Source organism: Georgenia sp., assembly GCF_054605595.1.
In genome coordinates, this window is sequence record NZ_JBTSDU010000016.1 from 1 (window position 1) to 15,477 (window position 15,477).

The window sequence follows — 15,477 nt, forward strand, 5'->3', positions numbered from 1 at the left end:
GGGCACTCGTCCCCGCGGCGCTGCCCGGTGCCTCCCCGGCCTTGCGTGGGGCGGCGGCCGGGCTCGCCCCGGTCGCAGCGCTCCGGCCCCCGTTGCCCTGTTCCCCCAGCCGCTCGGCGAGCGGCCGACGCACGGTCCCGCTCCCGGCGGGGCTCGACGTCATACCGGGTGGGGGCGGCGACACCGGCGTGCCCGACCGGTCGCCGTCGCGTGGTGTGGTGCTCATACGTCTCCTCCGTCAGGCCCCTCGGCCGGGGCCTCGTCGACCTGCGGGCCGGCGTCGTCAGGGGTCGACGCTACCGTGTCGTCCGGCCGGGCCGCGCCCTCCTCGGTGGTTGTCGCGGCGTCGTCGGCCACGTCCCCGGGGGTCTCGGCACTGGTGCCGCTCGCCCCCAGGTGCTCCTCCTCCTCGACCTGACGCTCCACGTTTCGGGCGACGGCGATGATCCGGTCACCGGAGTCGGGCCGTGCGAACGTCACGCCCTGCGTGTTCCGCCCGGTGAGGTTGACCTCGGCGACGGCGGAGCGCACCACCTTGCCGCCCTCCATGATCACGAGGACCTCGTCGTCGGGAGCCGTGAGCAGCGCGCCGACGAGGTCGCCGCGGGACTCCACGAGGTTCGCGACCTTGATGCCCAGGCCGCCGCGCCCCTGGACGCGGTACTCGCGGACGGCGGTGCGCTTGGCGTAGCCGCCCTCGGTGACGACGAACAGCGCCGAGTTCTCGTACCAGTCACGCACGACGTCCATCGCGAGCAGCTCGTCGCCCGCACGGAACTTCATGCCGGTGACGCCGGAGGTGGCCCGACCCATCGGCCGCAGTGCCTCGTCGGTGGCGGTGAAGCGGATCGACTGACCCTTGCGCGAGACCAGCAGGAGGTCGTCCGCGGCGTCGACGAGCCGGGCGGCGACGACGCGGTCGGGGTTGCCGTCCTCGTCCTCGCGCAGGTTGATCCCGATGACACCGCCGGAGCGGTTGGTGTTGTACTCCGACAGGCGGGTCTTCTTCACCAGGCCGCGCTGCGTGGCCAGCACGAGGTACTCGGCCTGCTCGTAGTCCTTGATGGAGATCACCTCGGCGATCGACTCCCCCGGCTGGAACGCGAGCAGGTTGGCGACGTGCTGACCCTTGGCGTCGCGGCCGGCCTCGGGCAGCTCGTAGGCCTTGGCGCGGTACACGCGCCCGAGGTTGGTGAAGAACAGCAGCCAGTTGTGCGTGGACGTGACCCCGAAGTGGTCCACGACGTCGTCCTCGCGCAGCTGGGCCCCGCGCACGCCCTTGCCGCCGCGGCGCTGGGAGCGGTAGTTGTCCACCCGGGTGCGCTTGGCGTACCCACCCCGGGTGATGGTGACGACGATGCTTTCCTCGGGGATGAGGTCCTCGATGCTCATCTCGCCGTCGAAGGGGACGATCGTGGTGCGCCGCTCGTCGCCGTACTTGTCGACGACGGCGGTGAGCTCCTCACCGACGATCTCCCGCTGCCGCGCCGGCGAGGCGAGGATCTCCTTGTAGTTGGCGATCTCGGCCTTGAGCCTGGCGTACTCGTCGAGGATCTTCTGCCGCTCGAGCGCGGCGAGACGGCGCAGCTGCATGGTGAGGATGGCCTCGGCCTGCGGCTCGTCGATCTGGAGGAACGCCATCAGGCCCTGCCGTGCCTGGTCGACCGTGGGCGAGCGGCGGATGAGCGCGATGACCTCGTCGAGCGCGTCGAGCGCCTTGAGCAGGCCGCGCAGGATGTGGCTGCGTTCCTCGGCCTTGCGCAGCAGGAAGCGGGTGCGTCGGACGATGACGTCGACCTGGTGGTTGACCCAGTGCCGGACGAACCCGTCCAGGCTCAGCGTGCGCGGCACGCCGTCGACCAGGGCGAGCATGTTCGCGGGGAAGTTGTCCTGGAGCTGGGTGTGCTTGTAGAGGTTGTTCAGCACGACCTTGGCGACGGCGTCGCGCTTGAGCACGACGACCAGGCGCTGGCCGGCGCGGCCGGAGGACTCGTCCCGGATGTCGGCGATCCCGGTGATGCGGCCGTCGCGCACCCCGTCGACGATCTTCTGCGAGAGCCGGTCGGGGTTGACCTGGTAGGGCAGCTCGGTGACCACCAGGCACTGGCGGCCCTGGATCTCCTCGACGGTGACGACCGCCCGCTGGGTGATGGACCCACGGCCGGTGCGGTACATGTTCTCGATGCCCTTGCGGCCCAGGATCTGGGCGCCCGTGGGGAAGTCCGGCCCCTTGATGCGCAGCATGAGCTCGCCGAGGAGCTCTTCCTTGGTGGCCTCCGGGTGCTGGAGGAACCACAGGACGCCTTCGGCCACCTCGCGCAGGTTGTGCGGCGGGATGCGGGTGGCCATGCCGACGGCGATGCCCTCGGAGCCGTTGACCAGCAGGTTCGGGATCCGGGACGGCAGGACGGTCGGCTCCTGGTTCCGGCCGTCGTAGTTGTCCTGGAAGTCGACGGTCTCGGCGTCGATGTCCCGGACCATCTCCATGGCCAGCGGCGCCATCTTGCACTCGGTGTACCGGGGGGCCGCGGCACCGAGGTCGCCGGCGGAACCGAAGTTGCCCTGGCCGGCGATCAGCGGGTAGCGCATGGACCACGGCTGGACGAGGCGGACGAGGGCGTCGTAGATCGAGGTGTCGCCGTGCGGGTGGTACTGGCCCATCACCTCGCCGACGACACGCGTGCACTTGCTGAACGAGGAGTCGGGCCGGTAGCCGCCGTCGTACATGGCGTACAGGACCCGGCGGTGGACGGGCTTGAGGCCGTCGCGCACGTCCGGCAGGGCGCGGCCCACGATGACGCTCATCGCGTAGTCGAGGTACGAACGCTGCATCTCGAGCTGGAGGTCCACCTGCTCGATGTGATCACGCCTGGTCACGACTTCGCTGGTCTGCTCGGTGCTGCCCTGGTCCTCGGGTGGCTGGGTCACGTCTGTCCTTCTCGTCTGTTCTGTCGTTCCGGCGTGGCGTGCGCCCGCGCGCGCGGGCGGCGGCGCTCGGGTCTAGATGTCCAGGAACCGCACGTCGTGGGCGTTGCGCTGGATGAAGCCGCGGCGCTGTTCGACGTCCTCACCCATGAGGATCGAGAACGTCTCGTCCGCGGCGGCCGCCTCGCCGATGGTGACCTGGCGCAGTGTTCGCGAGTCGGGGTTCATCGTGGTGTCCCACAGCTCCTGGTCGTTCATCTCGCCCAGGCCCTTGTACCGCTGGATGCCGCTCTCCTTCGGCAGGCGCCATCCCTGGCGGGCGCCCTCGGCGAGGAAGACCTCCTTCTCCTTGTCGGAGTAGACGTACTGGTGCGGGGCGTTCGACCACTTCAGCCGATACAGCGGCGGCATGGCGAGGTACACGTGCCCGTGCTCGACCAGCGGCTTCATGTAGCGGAACAGCAGGGTCAGCAGCAGGGTGGAGATGTGCTGGCCGTCGACGTCGGCGTCGGCCATGAGGATGATCTTGTAGTACCGCAGCTTGGCGATGTCGAACTCCTCACCGATGCCGGTACCGAAGGCGGTGATGAGCGCCTGGATCTCCGCGTTGCCGAGCGCGCGGTCCAGCCGGGCCTTCTCGACGTTGAGGATCTTCCCGCGCAACGGCAGGATCGCCTGCGTCTCGGGGTCGCGGCCCTGGACGGCGGAACCACCGGCCGAGTCGCCCTCGACGATGAAGACCTCCGAGACGGTCGCGTCCCGGCTCGAGCAGTCCTTGAGCTTGCCGGGCATGGAGTTGGACTCCAGCAGCCCCTTGCGGCGCGTGGCCTCGCAGGCCTTCCGGGCCGCCATGCGGGCGGCGGCCGCCTGCTGGGACTTGCGGAAGATGTCCTTGGCCTCGCCCGGGTGGGCATCGAGCCAGTCGCCCAGGTGCGCGTAGAGCTGGGTCTGGACGAACGTGCGCGCCTCGGTGTTGCCGAGCTTGGTCTTGGTCTGCCCCTCGAACTGGGGCTCGCCGAGCTTGACGGAGATGACGGCGGTGAGTCCCTCGCGGATGTCCTCGCCGGTGAGGTTGTCGTCCTTCTCCCGCAGCAGGTTCTTCTCGCGCGCGTACTTGTTCATCAAGGAGGTGAGCGCCGAGCGGAACCCCTCCTCGTGGGTACCACCCTCGGTCGTGTTGATCGTGTTGGCGTAGGTGTGCACGGCCTCGGAGTAGCCGGAGGTCCACTGCATGGCGATCTCGAGCGAGATGCGCCGCTGGACGTCCTCGGCCTCCAGGGAGATGATCTCCGGGTGCACGAGCTCCACCTTCTTGGTGGTGTTGAGGTAGTGGACGTAGTCCCGCAGCCCCCCCTCGTACATGTAGGAGACCTCCCGGCGCCCGGTCCGGGCGTCGTCCTCGGTGCCGTGCTCGTCCCCGGTGATCTCGTCCCCGGCGTCGGTGGCCCCGGAGCGCTCGTCCGTGAGGGTGATGCGCAGACCCTTGTTGAGGAAGGCCATCTGCTGGAAGCGGGCGCGCAGCGTCTCGAAGTTGTAGTCGGTGGTCTCGAAGATGTCCTCGTTGGCCCAGAACGTCACCGTGGTGCCGGTGTCGGCGGCCGGCTCGCCCTGCGTCAGCTCGCCCGTGGGCACGCCGTCGACGAAACCCATCCGCCAGTGGGAACCCTGCCGTTGCACGTCCACCTGGAGGCGCTGGGAGAGGGCGTTGACCACGGAGACGCCCACGCCGTGCAGCCCGCCGGAGACGGCGTACCCGCCGCCCCCGAACTTTCCGCCGGCATGCAGGATCGTGAGGACGACCTCGACGGCCGGCTTCCCCTCGGACTCCACGATGTCCACCGGGATGCCGCGTCCGTCGTCGACCACGCGGACGCCGCCGTCGGCGAGGATCGTCACCTCGATGTGGGTGGCGTACCCGGCAAGGGCCTCGTCGACGGAGTTGTCGACCACCTCGTACACGAGGTGGTGCAGGCCGCGCTCGCCGGTGGAGCCGATGTACATCCCGGGGCGTTTACGCACGGCCTCGAGCCCCTCGAGCACGGTGATGTTGCCAGCGCCGTACTCCTGGGTCGTCGGCACGGTGCCCGGGTTGTGGGTGGAGGTCTGCTCGGCCGCGGTGCCGGCTGCCGGTGGCACGTTCTCGGTGAGGTCGTTCTCGGCAGCGTCATCACGGTGGTCGGCCACGATCGCAGGCTCTCCTCGTCTCGCGGGGCAACCGCCTGCCGCCGCCGGGCCCGGGGGCCGGGGCGTGGGGCCACCGCTTGAATGCCCGGTTCCGTGCAGGCGCGCACAGGCCGGGTGGGTCGGTCGATTCTACCGTGCTGGGGCCGGGAACCGCGAATATCCACAGGTGCGTCCACAACCCTGGTAGGGGTCGGCGCTCGATGTTCCGGCGATCACCCGTAGGTGTCGCGCGGCCCGCGCCCGTGGACGGACCGCAGGCCGTGCTTCCAGCTCGGTCCGCCCGGGGCGAGCACCGTGATCGAGGTGACCGTGCCCTCACCGACCTCCTCGGCCAGGCGACGCTCGAGCTGTGGCAGGAGCAGGCGCACCTGCGTGGCCCACGCCGTCGACGACGCGCGGACCACGAGCTCACCCTCCTCGAAGGTCTCGACGACGCAGTGGTCGGCGAAGTCCGCCCCGACGACGGCGCGCCACCGCCCGACGACGCCGCCCACGCTCATCGGGCGGGTCCATCCGCGTTGGGCGACCAGTCGGGCCGCGATGCCGCTGAGCGGCTGTGGGTCACGCCGCGACGGCCCCGGGCCGCTGATGCCCCAGGCCAGTCCCGGCCCGGGGCGCCAGGCGCCGGTCGCGGGGGTGTCCGGCGCGTCCTCGCCGGGCTCGGCCTCCGTGGGCTCGGCATCCGTGGGGCGACGCCGCCGCCCGGTCCGGTAACTGCCCTTGGCCCGCGCGGCCTCCCGGGCGCGGTCGAGCGCCTGGTGGGCGGCCGCGTCGGTCTCGTCCGGGCCGGCGTCGCCTGCGGCCGTGGCCCCGACCGATTCGCCCGGGGCGACGGCGGCTGCGCCGGCCGCCGGCGTGCCCGGTCCGGGGTGGGGCGTCTCAGTCATGCGTCCCCTTCCCGTCCCGCGTCACCGCGCCGCCGTGCACGGTGAACCGGGCCCCGGCGAGGGTCTCGGGGACGTCTTCCGCCACGGCGGCGGTGACGAGGACCTGCCGGGCACCCGCCACCAGGGTCGCAAGACGATCGCGGCGCCGCGAGTCGAGCTCGGCGAAGACGTCGTCGAGGATGAGGACGGGTTCGCCGTCGACCCCCCACGGTGAGGTGTCGTCCGAGCGCAGCACCTCGTAGGCGGCCAGGCGGAGCGCGAGCGCGTAGGTCCAGGACTCCCCGTGGCTGGCATAGCCCTTGGCCGGCAGGGTGCCGAGGGAGAGGGCCAGGTCGTCCCGATGGGGGCCGACGAGCGAGACACCCCGGTCGATCTCCCGGTCCCGCAGGCGCCCCATCGCCTCGATCAGGCGCCGGGTGACCGCGGGGACGTCGCCGAGGGCCTCCTCGCGCCGGGCGATGCCCGCGCGGGCTTCCTCCCCGGCCGGGCCCGGGTCGGCGAGGGTCGGCGGGCTGGGCTCCGGCACGTCGTCGGCCACGTCGACGCTCGCCCGGTAGTCGATGCGGGCGGCGCCCTGCCCGAGGCTGACCTCCTCGTAGGCGTGTGCCACGAACGGGCGCAGGAGCCGGATGAGGGAGGCCCTGGCCGCGACGAGCTGTGCGCCGGCGGCGGCGAGCTGGCCGTCCCACACGTCGAGGGTGCTCAGCTCGGGGTGGCCCCCGCGCCGCCGGACGGCGCCGGCGGACTTCAGCAGCGCGCCGCGCTGGCGCAGGACCTTGTCGTACTCGGCACGCACGGCCACGAGCCGGGGGGTGAGCTGGACGGTGAGGTCGTCGAGGAACCGGCGCCGGTGGGCCGGGTCACCCTTGACGAGGTCGAGATCCTCGGGTGCGAACACGACCGTGCGCAGCACCCCGAGCAGCTCGCGCGGGCGGGTGGGCGCGCGGTTGAGTCTGGCCCGATTGGCCTTGCCGGCCACGATCTCGAGCTCGACGAGCGTCGGTCGCTCACCATGCACGACCTTCGCCCGGACGACGGCGCCCGTGGTGCCCTGGCGCACCAGTGCGGTGTCGGCGGCCACGCGGTGGCTGGAGAACGTCGAGAGGTAGGCGACCGCCTCGACGAGGTTGGTCTTGCCCTGGCCGTTCTGCCCGACGAAAGCGGTCACGCCCGGTTCGAGGGCGAGCACGGCCTCGTGGTAGGAGCGGAAGTCGTTGAGGGAGAGGTCCGAGACGTACATCCCGTGCTCTGCCTCCTCCTGAATGTGCCCTCGCGCGGTTCGTCGTCCCGAGAATTATGCGCCGGCGGGCTTCGTGGTGTGCCCGCCGAACTGCTGGCGCAGCGCCGCCACCGCCCGCATCGCGGGGGAGCTGTCCTGCCGGGAGCTGAACCGGGCGAACAGCGCCGCGGCGATGACCGGCACGGGCACGGCCTCCTCGATGGCCTCCTCGATGGTCCAGCGGCCCTCGCCGGAGTCGTCGACCCAGTCCGAGATGTCGTCGAGGCCCGGGTCCTGCTGGACCGCGCGCACCATGAGGTCGAGCAACCAGGACCGGACGACCGTGCCGCGCTGCCAGGCGGCGAAGACGGCCCCGACGTCGGTGATGAGCCCCTTCGCCGCGAGGAGCTCGTAGCCCTCGGCGTAGGCCTGCATGAGGCCGTACTCGATGCCGTTGTGCACCATCTTGGCGTAGTGGCCGGCGCCGACCGGGCCGGCGTGGACGAAACCCTCCTCGCGCGGACCCGCCGGGCGCAGTGCGTCGAAGACGGGCATGAGGTGTGCCACGTCGGCGTCCGCACCGCCGACCATGAGGCCGTAGCCGTCGTCCCGACCCCAGACCCCACCGGAGACCCCGGCGTCGACATAGCCGACGCCGTGCTCGGCCAATGTCGCCGCGTTGGCCTGGTCCGCCTGGTAGTAGGAGTTGCCGCCCTCGACGACGACGTCGCCCTCGCGCAGGAGCGAGCCCAGCTCCGTCAGGACGGACGTGGTGGCCTCACCTGCCGGGACCATCACCCACACGACGCGACGCCGCTCGGGCAGTGCGGCGACGAGCTCGGCGAGGCTGCCCACCTGGGTGACGTCCGAGTGGGCGTCGTACCCGGTGACCTCGATACCGCCCGCGCGCAGCCGGCGCGCCATGTTGCCGCCCATGCGGCCCAGCCCGACCATCCCGATGTGCATCTCGACTCCTTCTGGGCCCGTGTCGGGCGCCTCGTGGCGAGCCGCCGCGCCCCCCGTTGCCTGCGGCAACTACTGCGTCCTCACCCTTGTCCCTGTCCCGTCCGACCACACGCCGGGCGATCAGCCCGCGAAGCGGATCGGCATGAGGAGGTAGCGGAAGGACAGCCGGTCCTCGCCCTCGAGCGATTCCTGACCGGTGAGGACAGCAGGCTTGCTCGAGTGGGTGAAGGACATCCGCACGAACGGGGTCGTCAGGGCGCCGAGGCCGTCCAGCAGGTAGTGCGGGTTGAACGCGGTGCTGATCGGTTCCCCGGTGAGGGTGGCCTCGAGGGCCTCACTGGCCTGGGCGTCGTCGCCCTGCCCCGCCTCGAGCACCATCTGGCCGTCAGTGAAGCTCAGGCGGATCGGGGTGTTGCGCTCGGCGACGAGGCTCACGCGCCGGGCCGCCTCGACCAGGGCGGCGGTGCTGGTGACGGCGTGGGTCGTCGTCGTCTCCGGGAAAAGGCGCCGGACCGGGGGATAGTCGCCCTCGACGAGCAGCGATGTCGTCCGGCGACCACCGGCCTCGAAGCCGATGAGACCGACCGGGCCCTCGGAGGCGAGGGCGACGTCGACGTCGCCGGCACTCGTCATGGCCTTGGCGACGTCGGAGAGCGTGCGTGCCCGGACCAGGGCGACGGTGGAGATCGACGGCGAGCCGGGGTGCCAGGTGAGCTCCCGCAGGGCGAGGCGGTAGCGGTCGGTGGCGAGGAGCGTGAGCTTCTCACCCTCGATCTCCATGCGCACGCCGGTCAGGAGGGGCAGGGTCTCGTCGCGGCTGGCGGCGGTGGTCACCTGGGCGACGGCCTCGGCGAGCACACCCGCGTCGATGCGGCCGCTGAGCTCGGGCATCTGCGGCAGGGCCGGGTAGTCCTCGACCGGCATCGTGAGCAGCGTGAAGCGCGAGGCGCCACAGGTGAGGACCACCTTGGTGCCTTCGAGCTCGACGTCGACGGGTTTGGCCGGCAATGCCTTGCTGATGTCGGCGAGCAGCCGGCCGGAGACCAGGGCGACACCGGGGACGTCGACGTCCGCGGCCACCTCGGAGCGGGCGGAGACCTCGTAGTCGAAACTCGAGAGGGTCACGGCACCGGCGCCCGCCTCGAGGCGTACGCCGGCCAGAACCGGGACCGGCGGTCGCGTCGGAAGCGAGCGCGCGGTCCAGGTGACCGCCTCCGCAAGGACGTCCCGGTCAACCCTGAACTTCACGATTGATGACCTTCTCTCGATGTCTCGCCGCCGGATGCACGCGACGCAGGCCAACCCTACGCGACGACCTCAACCGTCCGGTACCCGGTAGCGGTGCAGTTCTGCGGGTCTCGGTGTGGTGCGTGAAGGGCAGACGTTGGTTGTCCACAGCAATCCCTCCCAGATAGTTGTCATCGTCGTAGTAGCGCTTGTGGAGACTGTGGACAAGCGGGATCTACGCAGGTCACAGTGACAACGAGGTTGTGGGTGGCCCGGGTGGACGGGATGTGCAAAGAACGTGCCGGCGGTGGATCTGTCATTGGGCCCCTGGCTCGGTCCACCGAGACGGCACCGCGGTCCACCGAGGGGAGGGCTGTTGTCCCCAACAATCCACAGCGTCGTCCACACCTGTGAATCGTGACTTCTCGCCCAATCCGCCGGTCAGGGGGATGCGCGGGCCGCACCTGCGGACCATGGGATTCGCCGTTCGGGCGGCGCCGTTGACGATGGTCCTCGTTCCGCACGGGTGCGACTGGTCGGGCGGGAGCCCTCGCGGGTGGTGGGACCCAGCAGGGTCAGCGGGCGCGGGCGTTCTGCTTGATGCGGTTGGTCAGCTCGGTGACCTGGTTGAACGTCGAGCGCTTCTCGGCCATCTGCTCGCGGATCTTTCGGTTGGCGTGCATGACCGTGGTGTGGTCGCGGCCGCCGAAGAGCTGCCCGATCTTGGGCAGGGAGAGGTCGGTGAGCTCGCGGCAGAGGTACATGGCGATCTGTCGAGCGTTGACGAGCACCCGGGACCGGTCCGCCGAGCACAGCGCCTCGAGGGAGACGGAGAAGTACGTGGCTGTCTGGCTCATGATCAGCGTCGGGGTGATGTCCTCACCCTCGGGATCCGTGATCAGGTCCTTCAGGACCATCTCCGCCAGGGACAGCTCGACCGGCTGGCGGTTGAGGTTGGCGAACGCGGTGACCCGGATGAGGGCACCCTCGAGCTCGCGGATGTTCGTCGAGATGCGGGAAGCGATGTATTCCAGGACGTCGTCGTTGGCCTGGAGGTTCTCGTTGGTCGCCTTCTTGCGGAGGATCGCGATGCGGGTCTCGAGGTCGGGAGGCTGGACGTCGGTGAGCAGACCCCACTCGAAGCGCGACCGCAGGCGGTCCTCGAAGCCGGCCAGGTGCTTGGGCGGCAGGTCCGAGGTGATGACCACCTGTTTGTTGTCGTTGTGCAGGGTGTTGAAGGTGTGGAAGAACTCCTCGACCGTCTGCTCCTTGCCGCCGAGGAACTGGATGTCGTCGATCAGCAGGACGTCGACGTTGCGGTAGCGGCGCTGGAAGGCCTCGGCATGGTCGTCCCGGATGGAGTTGATGAAGTCGTTGGTGAACTCCTCGGAGTTGACGTAGCGCACCCGGACGCCTGGGTAGAGGTTGCGCGCGTAGTGGCCGATCGCGTGGAGGAGGTGTGTCTTGCCGAGCCCGGACCCGCCGTAGATGAAGAGGGGGTTGTACGCCTTCGCGGGGGCCTCGGCGACGGCCGTGGCCGCAGCGTGCGCGAACCGGTTGGAGGAGCCGGTGACGAAGGTCTCGAACGTGTACTTGGGATTCAGGCGCGAGGAGTCCACCCCGCTGTCCACGGCGGATGAACCCCGGTCGGCGATCGACCGCTGTGGCGGCGTCGAACGCGGGCGGTCCGCGCCCGGCGCGGGCGGTGCGTCGATGTGCTCGGCCAGGGTGGTCGGGCGAGGCTCCGGCTCCGCGGGCGCGCAGTCCTCGAGCTCGGGATCGACGGTCACCGCGAACCGCGACGGCGAGCCGGCGGCGGTGAGTGCGATGGTGATCGCTTCGCGGGCGCGGGTTTCGAGGAAGTCCTTGGCGAAGTCGCTCGGCACGGCCAGGAGCATCGTGCCGTCGATGACGCCGAGGGGTTTCGTCATGCGGATGAACGCGAGCCCGCCGCCACCGATGTCGCCGTCCGCAGTGAGGATCTCGACCGCCTGTGCCCAGGCTGCCGCGGGCGACTGTTGGTCCGGCACCTTGAAGATCCCCTTGCTGCATACGAGAGCGTGACGACGAGTGTGGCACGGGAACGAGAGATCCACACGTTTATCCACAACCTGTGGAGATGGTATGCCGCCCGTGCTCGGATGCGGTCCGCTGAGACTACCTGCTCCGACGGCCGGCGCCACGGGACCGGGGGTGGTTCCGCGCCGGCGTGCGCACGCCTGGGAGGGTCGGTGTGTGCGGCGCCATAACGCACCCCGATTGACCGGCCGGGCCGCGCTCGCGTACCGTGGGCAGGTCGTCCCGACGGAGTTTCTGGCGTGCCCCGGCGCGTCCGGACCATCAGGTCCGTGAGCCTCGTCGCGACACCGAACGCGCACTGCCAGAACGTGGCGGGGCCTCCTGAGTTACACCGACCGTTTTGGAGTACTGCCGTGAGCAAGCGGACTTTCCAGCCGAACAACCGGCGCCGTTCCAAGGTGCACGGGTTCCGTCTGCGGATGCGTACCCGCGCCGGCCGCGCCATTCTTTCCGCGCGCCGTCGCAAGGGGCGTTCCGAGCTTTCTGCCTGAGAGGCGACGGTGCTCCCGCCCCGCCATCGAATGCGTCTGTCGGACCAGTTCTCCGACACGGTTCGCCGGGGGTCGAGGAGCGGCGCACGGCGCCTCGTCGTGCACGTACGCCTTCCCGAGCACAGCCCGGAGACCGACCAGGACACCACTGACGTCCTGGTCGGTTTCGTCGTGCCCAAGAGCGTCGGGTCCGCGGTCCGCCGCAACCAGGTGAAGCGGCGGTTGCGGGCGTTGATGTGTGAGCGGGTCTCGACGCTCCAGGCCGGCTCGCGGGTGGTGGTGCGCGCGCTCCCACCGGCCGGCGACGCTGGTTACGACGACCTGGCACACGATCTCGACGGCGCGCTGGCGGGCGCCGTCCGACGGGCCGGAGCCCGTGGCGCGCTGTCCGGTGGTCCTCGTGGCTGAGCGGCAGGACCAGGAGGACGGCACCGCAGCAGCCGATGAGGACCGACCCGGGAATCCAGTGACGTGGCTGATCCTCGGCCTGGTCCGGGGCTACCAGCTCGTGGTCTCCCCGTGGTTGCCCCGTACCTGCAAGTACTACCCGTCCTGCTCCGCCTACGCGGTGACCGCCCTGCGGCGCCACGGGGCGGCGAAGGGCTCGCTCCTCGCCGGGTGGCGGCTGCTGCGATGCAACCCGTGGAGCCTCGGCGGTGTCGACCACGTGCCGCCCCACGGCAGCTGGCAGGCCCCGGAGGTGGGCGGGCACGCGCAGTGAGGAGGAAATCGGATCTCGCGGTGGGGCCAGGAGCCCGTACCCTCGGTTCATACACTCGGGGGGCGCGTCTGGGCACCGGCGCGCCGCAGCGGCACTAGGAGCAGCAGTTCATGGGCTTTTTCGACAGTATCTTGTACCCGATCATGGTCGGGGTCGCCTGGATGATGGTGCGCGTCCACGACGCCCTCGTCTTCCTGGGTATGTCCGGCGGATCGGGCTGGGCTTGGGTGCTCTCCATCGTCGGCCTGACGGTCGTCATCCGGGTGCTGCTGATCCCCCTCTTCTTCAAGCAGATCAAGGCCTCCCGCGGCATGCAGCTGGTGCAACCGGAGATGGCCAAGCTCCAGGCGAAGTACAAGAAGAAGACCGACCCTGCTTCTCGTCAGAAGATGCAGGAAGAGATGATGGCGCTGTACCGGAAGCACGGCACCAACCCGTTCGCCTCCTGCCTCCCGCTGCTGCTGCAGATGCCGATCTTCTTCGCACTGTTCCGGGTGCTCAACAGCCTGGGCCCGCTTTCCAGGGGAGACCTGGTGGGCGGACGGGACAGCATCGGCCCGCTCACCCAGTCGCTCGCTCAGCAGGCGGAGAGTTCGACGCTCTTCGGTGCGCCGATCTCCGAGACGTTCCTGTCCTCGGACGACGTCGTGGTCAAGGCCGTGACGGTCGTCCTGATCGTGCTGATGTCCGTCACCACCTTCACCACGCAGCGTCAGCTCACGATGAAGAACATGCCCGCCGCGGCGCTCGACAATCCGATGGCGCGGCAGCAGAAGATGCTGATGTACATCCTGCCGCTCGTCTTCGCCGTCTCCGGGGTGAACTTCCCGATCGGTGTGCTCATCTACTGGTCGGTGTCGAACCTGTGGTCGATGGGCCAGCAGTTCTACTCCATCCGTAAGCAGCCGGCGCCCGGTTCGGAGGCCGACAAGGCCCGCCAGGCGCGACTGGCCCGGCGGCGCGCCCGGCAGGGGCTTCCGCCCGAGACCGCCGAAGAGGCGGCGCAGACCGAGGAGGCCGAGCCCCGCGGGCAGCGCGAGCAACCCAAGCGCAAGGATCGGGCGAAGAAGTCCGGGCCGACCGAGGGCGCCGTCGACGAGCCGACCGTTCCGGCGGAGCCCGAGGGGGCGGCGGACGCCGCCGGCGGGGAAGAGCCAGAGGACGACGGCGAGGTCCGTGGGAAGGACGGCCTGACGGCGGGCGAACGTGCGCAGAAGCGCTACGAGACGCGCGCCGCACAGCGCCGGGCGGCGGCCCAGAAGCGGAAGCAGCAGGCCAAGAAGAAGAAGTAGCACGGGCGGCACAGCCCCCACCCACACCAGCTCCGCCGGGTCGGCGGAGAGCGCGATCGAGATGAGGACACCCATGAGCGAGGATGAGACGGTCGAGACCCCGCGTCCGGTAGGCGACGGCGTGAGGCGGTTGGAGGAGGAAGGCGAGATCGCGGCGGACTACCTCGAGGAGCTCCTGGACATCGCGGATCTCGACGGCGACATCGACATCGACGTCGACCACGGTCGCGCCGCGGTCGAGATCGCATCCGAGGACGACGGCGATCGTTGGCTCCGCCGGCTGGTCGGCCCGCAGGGCGAGGTGCTCGACGCCGTGCAGGAACTGACGCGCCTCGCCGTCCAGGCGAAGACGGGCGAGCGCAGCAGGCTCATGCTCGACATCGCCGGCTACCGCAAGCAGCGGCGGGTCCAGTTGACCGAGATCGCCAACGAGGCGGTGGCCAAGGTGCGGAGTTCGGGTGAGCGGGTGCCGTTGGACCCGATGAACCCGTTCGAGCGAAAGGTCGTCCACGACGTCGTCGCGGCGGCCGGGCTGGTCAGCGACTCGGAGGGTGTCGAGCCGTCGCGGTACGTCGTGATCCGGCCGGAGTGACCAGCGGGCACGAAACGTCGGACGAGGGCGTGGGCGACGCCGACCGGGCTCTGGTGCCCGGCGTCGAGGAGCCGTCCGCGGCCATGCGCTCCTTCTTCGGGCCGGCATGGCCGGCGGTCGAGCAATTTGCGCAGATGTTGGTGGCGGAGGGTGAGCTGCGTGGCCTGATCGGCCCGCGCGAGCTGCCGAGGTTGTGGAGTCGGCACATCGTCAACTCGGCAGCGGTGTCGGTCTTTCTGCCGACGGACGTGGCTGTCGCCGACGTGGGCACCGGGGCCGGCTTTCCGGGCATTATTACGGCCGCGATGCGTCCTGAATTGAACGTTCACCTGATCGAACCGATGGAGCGGCGCGTTGCGTGGCTTGTGGAGGTGGTGGGGGAGGTCGGGCTCGACAACGTCGAGATCCATCATGCGCGCGCGGAGGACCTTCACGGCAAGGTGGCGTTCGGCGCGGTCACCGCGCGAGCGGTCGCCGCGATGGACAAGCTTGCCCGGTGGACGCTCCCGCTCGTGGCTCCCGGAGGCAGCCTCGTGGCGCTCAAGGGTGAACGCGCCGGCCTTGAGGCCGAGCGCGCGAGGGAGGTCCTGAAGAAGCTGGGCGTCGTACGGACCCAGGTGCATCACGTGACCCCCCTGGCGGGCGTGGAGCCCACGACCGTGGTGGTGGCGACCAAGCGGGGCTGATCCCGTAGGGCGCCGCGCCCCCGGGCGCTCCTTCCGCTGGGGGGCCTGCGCGAATGCTGCCGCCACGCTCCGGCCGCAGGCGCTCACGATCGCGCGGGCCGGCCAGCTGGGCGATTGGCGGGCGTCCCCGGCGGCGCTGCACGCGACGTCCCGCGGGCGCTGCACGCGACGGCTCCTACCGACACCGCCAGTGATGCCCTCCGAGGTC

At 70.4% G+C, this 15,477-nt stretch carries 12 protein-coding genes and 2 pseudogenes; 6 read left to right on the forward strand and 8 right to left on the reverse strand.

Annotated features, from left to right (window positions below):
• From ACYC1Z_RS03820 to dnaA, 8 genes and pseudogenes are all read right to left on the reverse strand, one after another.
• A pseudogene (locus ACYC1Z_RS03820) lies at window positions 1-226 on the reverse strand (hypothetical protein); the annotation flags it as partial.
• Window positions 223-2,877, reverse strand: coding sequence for a DNA gyrase subunit A (gene gyrA / locus ACYC1Z_RS03825; RefSeq protein ID WP_461408233.1), 2,655 nt, complete (start codon window positions 2,875-2,877; stop codon window positions 223-225). The pseudogene ACYC1Z_RS03820 and the gene gyrA, both read right to left, overlap by 4 nt.
• A gap of 123 nt (window positions 2,878-3,000) precedes the next feature.
• Window positions 3,001-5,004 (reverse strand): DNA topoisomerase (ATP-hydrolyzing) subunit B, encoded by a 2,004-nt coding sequence (gene gyrB, locus ACYC1Z_RS03830; RefSeq protein WP_461408234.1) that lies wholly within the window; start codon window positions 5,002-5,004, stop codon window positions 3,001-3,003.
• Window positions 5,005-5,321: 317 nt separating this feature from the next.
• Entirely contained in the window at window positions 5,322-5,996 is a 675-nt protein-coding gene (locus ACYC1Z_RS03835) for a DciA family protein (protein WP_461408213.1), read from the reverse strand.
• Window positions 5,989-7,236, reverse strand: a complete 1,248-nt coding sequence (recF, locus tag ACYC1Z_RS03840; RefSeq protein ID WP_461408214.1) for a DNA replication/repair protein RecF — start codon at window positions 7,234-7,236, stop codon at window positions 5,989-5,991. The genes ACYC1Z_RS03835 and recF overlap by 8 nt, the downstream gene beginning before the upstream one ends.
• A 54-nt stretch (window positions 7,237-7,290) precedes the next feature.
• Window positions 7,291-8,187, reverse strand: a pseudogene (gene gnd / locus ACYC1Z_RS03845) (phosphogluconate dehydrogenase (NAD(+)-dependent, decarboxylating)); the annotation flags it as partial.
• Between the two features lie 114 nt (window positions 8,188-8,301).
• Window positions 8,302-9,429: a DNA polymerase III subunit beta gene (gene dnaN / locus ACYC1Z_RS03850; protein WP_461408215.1), complete on the reverse strand. Its 1,128-nt coding sequence runs from the start codon at window positions 9,427-9,429 to the stop codon at window positions 8,302-8,304.
• Window positions 9,430-9,983: 554 nt separating this feature from the next.
• The gene (gene dnaA / locus ACYC1Z_RS03855) at window positions 9,984-11,438 is read right to left on the reverse strand and encodes a chromosomal replication initiator protein DnaA (RefSeq protein ID WP_461408216.1); all 1,455 of its coding nucleotides are present in this window, start codon (window positions 11,436-11,438) and stop codon (window positions 9,984-9,986) included.
• Between the two features lie 402 nt (window positions 11,439-11,840).
• On the opposite strand from dnaA, the gene rpmH reads away from it, so the two are divergent.
• From rpmH to rsmG, 6 genes are all read left to right on the forward strand, one after another.
• Window positions 11,841-11,978: a 50S ribosomal protein L34 gene (gene rpmH, locus ACYC1Z_RS03860; protein WP_461408217.1), complete on the forward strand. Its 138-nt coding sequence runs from the start codon at window positions 11,841-11,843 to the stop codon at window positions 11,976-11,978.
• A gap of 9 nt (window positions 11,979-11,987) precedes the next feature.
• Window positions 11,988-12,386 carry a ribonuclease P protein component gene (gene rnpA / locus ACYC1Z_RS03865; protein ID WP_461408218.1) on the forward strand — a complete coding sequence of 133 codons (399 nt, stop codon included), beginning with the start codon at window positions 11,988-11,990 and terminating at the stop codon, window positions 12,384-12,386.
• A gap of 58 nt (window positions 12,387-12,444) precedes the next feature.
• On the forward strand, window positions 12,445-12,699 hold the full coding sequence (yidD, locus tag ACYC1Z_RS03870; protein ID WP_461408235.1) for a membrane protein insertion efficiency factor YidD: 255 nt from the start codon (window positions 12,445-12,447) through the stop codon (window positions 12,697-12,699).
• A gap of 110 nt (window positions 12,700-12,809) precedes the next feature.
• The gene (gene yidC / locus ACYC1Z_RS03875; protein WP_461408219.1) at window positions 12,810-13,991 is read left to right on the forward strand and encodes a membrane protein insertase YidC; all 1,182 of its coding nucleotides are present in this window, start codon (window positions 12,810-12,812) and stop codon (window positions 13,989-13,991) included.
• Window positions 13,992-14,064: 73 nt separating this feature from the next.
• Window positions 14,065-14,583 (forward strand): Jag family protein, encoded by a 519-nt coding sequence (locus ACYC1Z_RS03880; protein WP_461408220.1) that lies wholly within the window; start codon window positions 14,065-14,067, stop codon window positions 14,581-14,583.
• A gap of 29 nt (window positions 14,584-14,612) precedes the next feature.
• Window positions 14,613-15,269: a 16S rRNA (guanine(527)-N(7))-methyltransferase RsmG gene (rsmG, locus tag ACYC1Z_RS03885; protein ID WP_461408221.1), complete on the forward strand. Its 657-nt coding sequence runs from the start codon at window positions 14,613-14,615 to the stop codon at window positions 15,267-15,269.
• Window positions 15,270-15,477 lie beyond the last annotated feature (208 nt).

What these genes read in the sequence shown, in the direction of transcription:
- ACYC1Z_RS03835 (WP_461408213.1), bottom strand. Translation starts at nt 5,996, where the DNA reads ATGACTGAGACGCCCCACCCCGGACCGGGCACGCCGGCGGCCGGCGCA.
- recF (WP_461408214.1), bottom strand. Translation starts at nt 7,236, where the DNA reads ATGTACGTCTCGGACCTCTCCCTCAACGACTTCCGCTCCTACCACGAG.
- yidC (WP_461408219.1), top strand. Translation starts at nt 12,810, where the DNA reads ATGGGCTTTTTCGACAGTATCTTGTACCCGATCATGGTCGGGGTCGCC.
- ACYC1Z_RS03880 (WP_461408220.1), top strand. Translation starts at nt 14,065, where the DNA reads ATGAGCGAGGATGAGACGGTCGAGACCCCGCGTCCGGTAGGCGACGGC.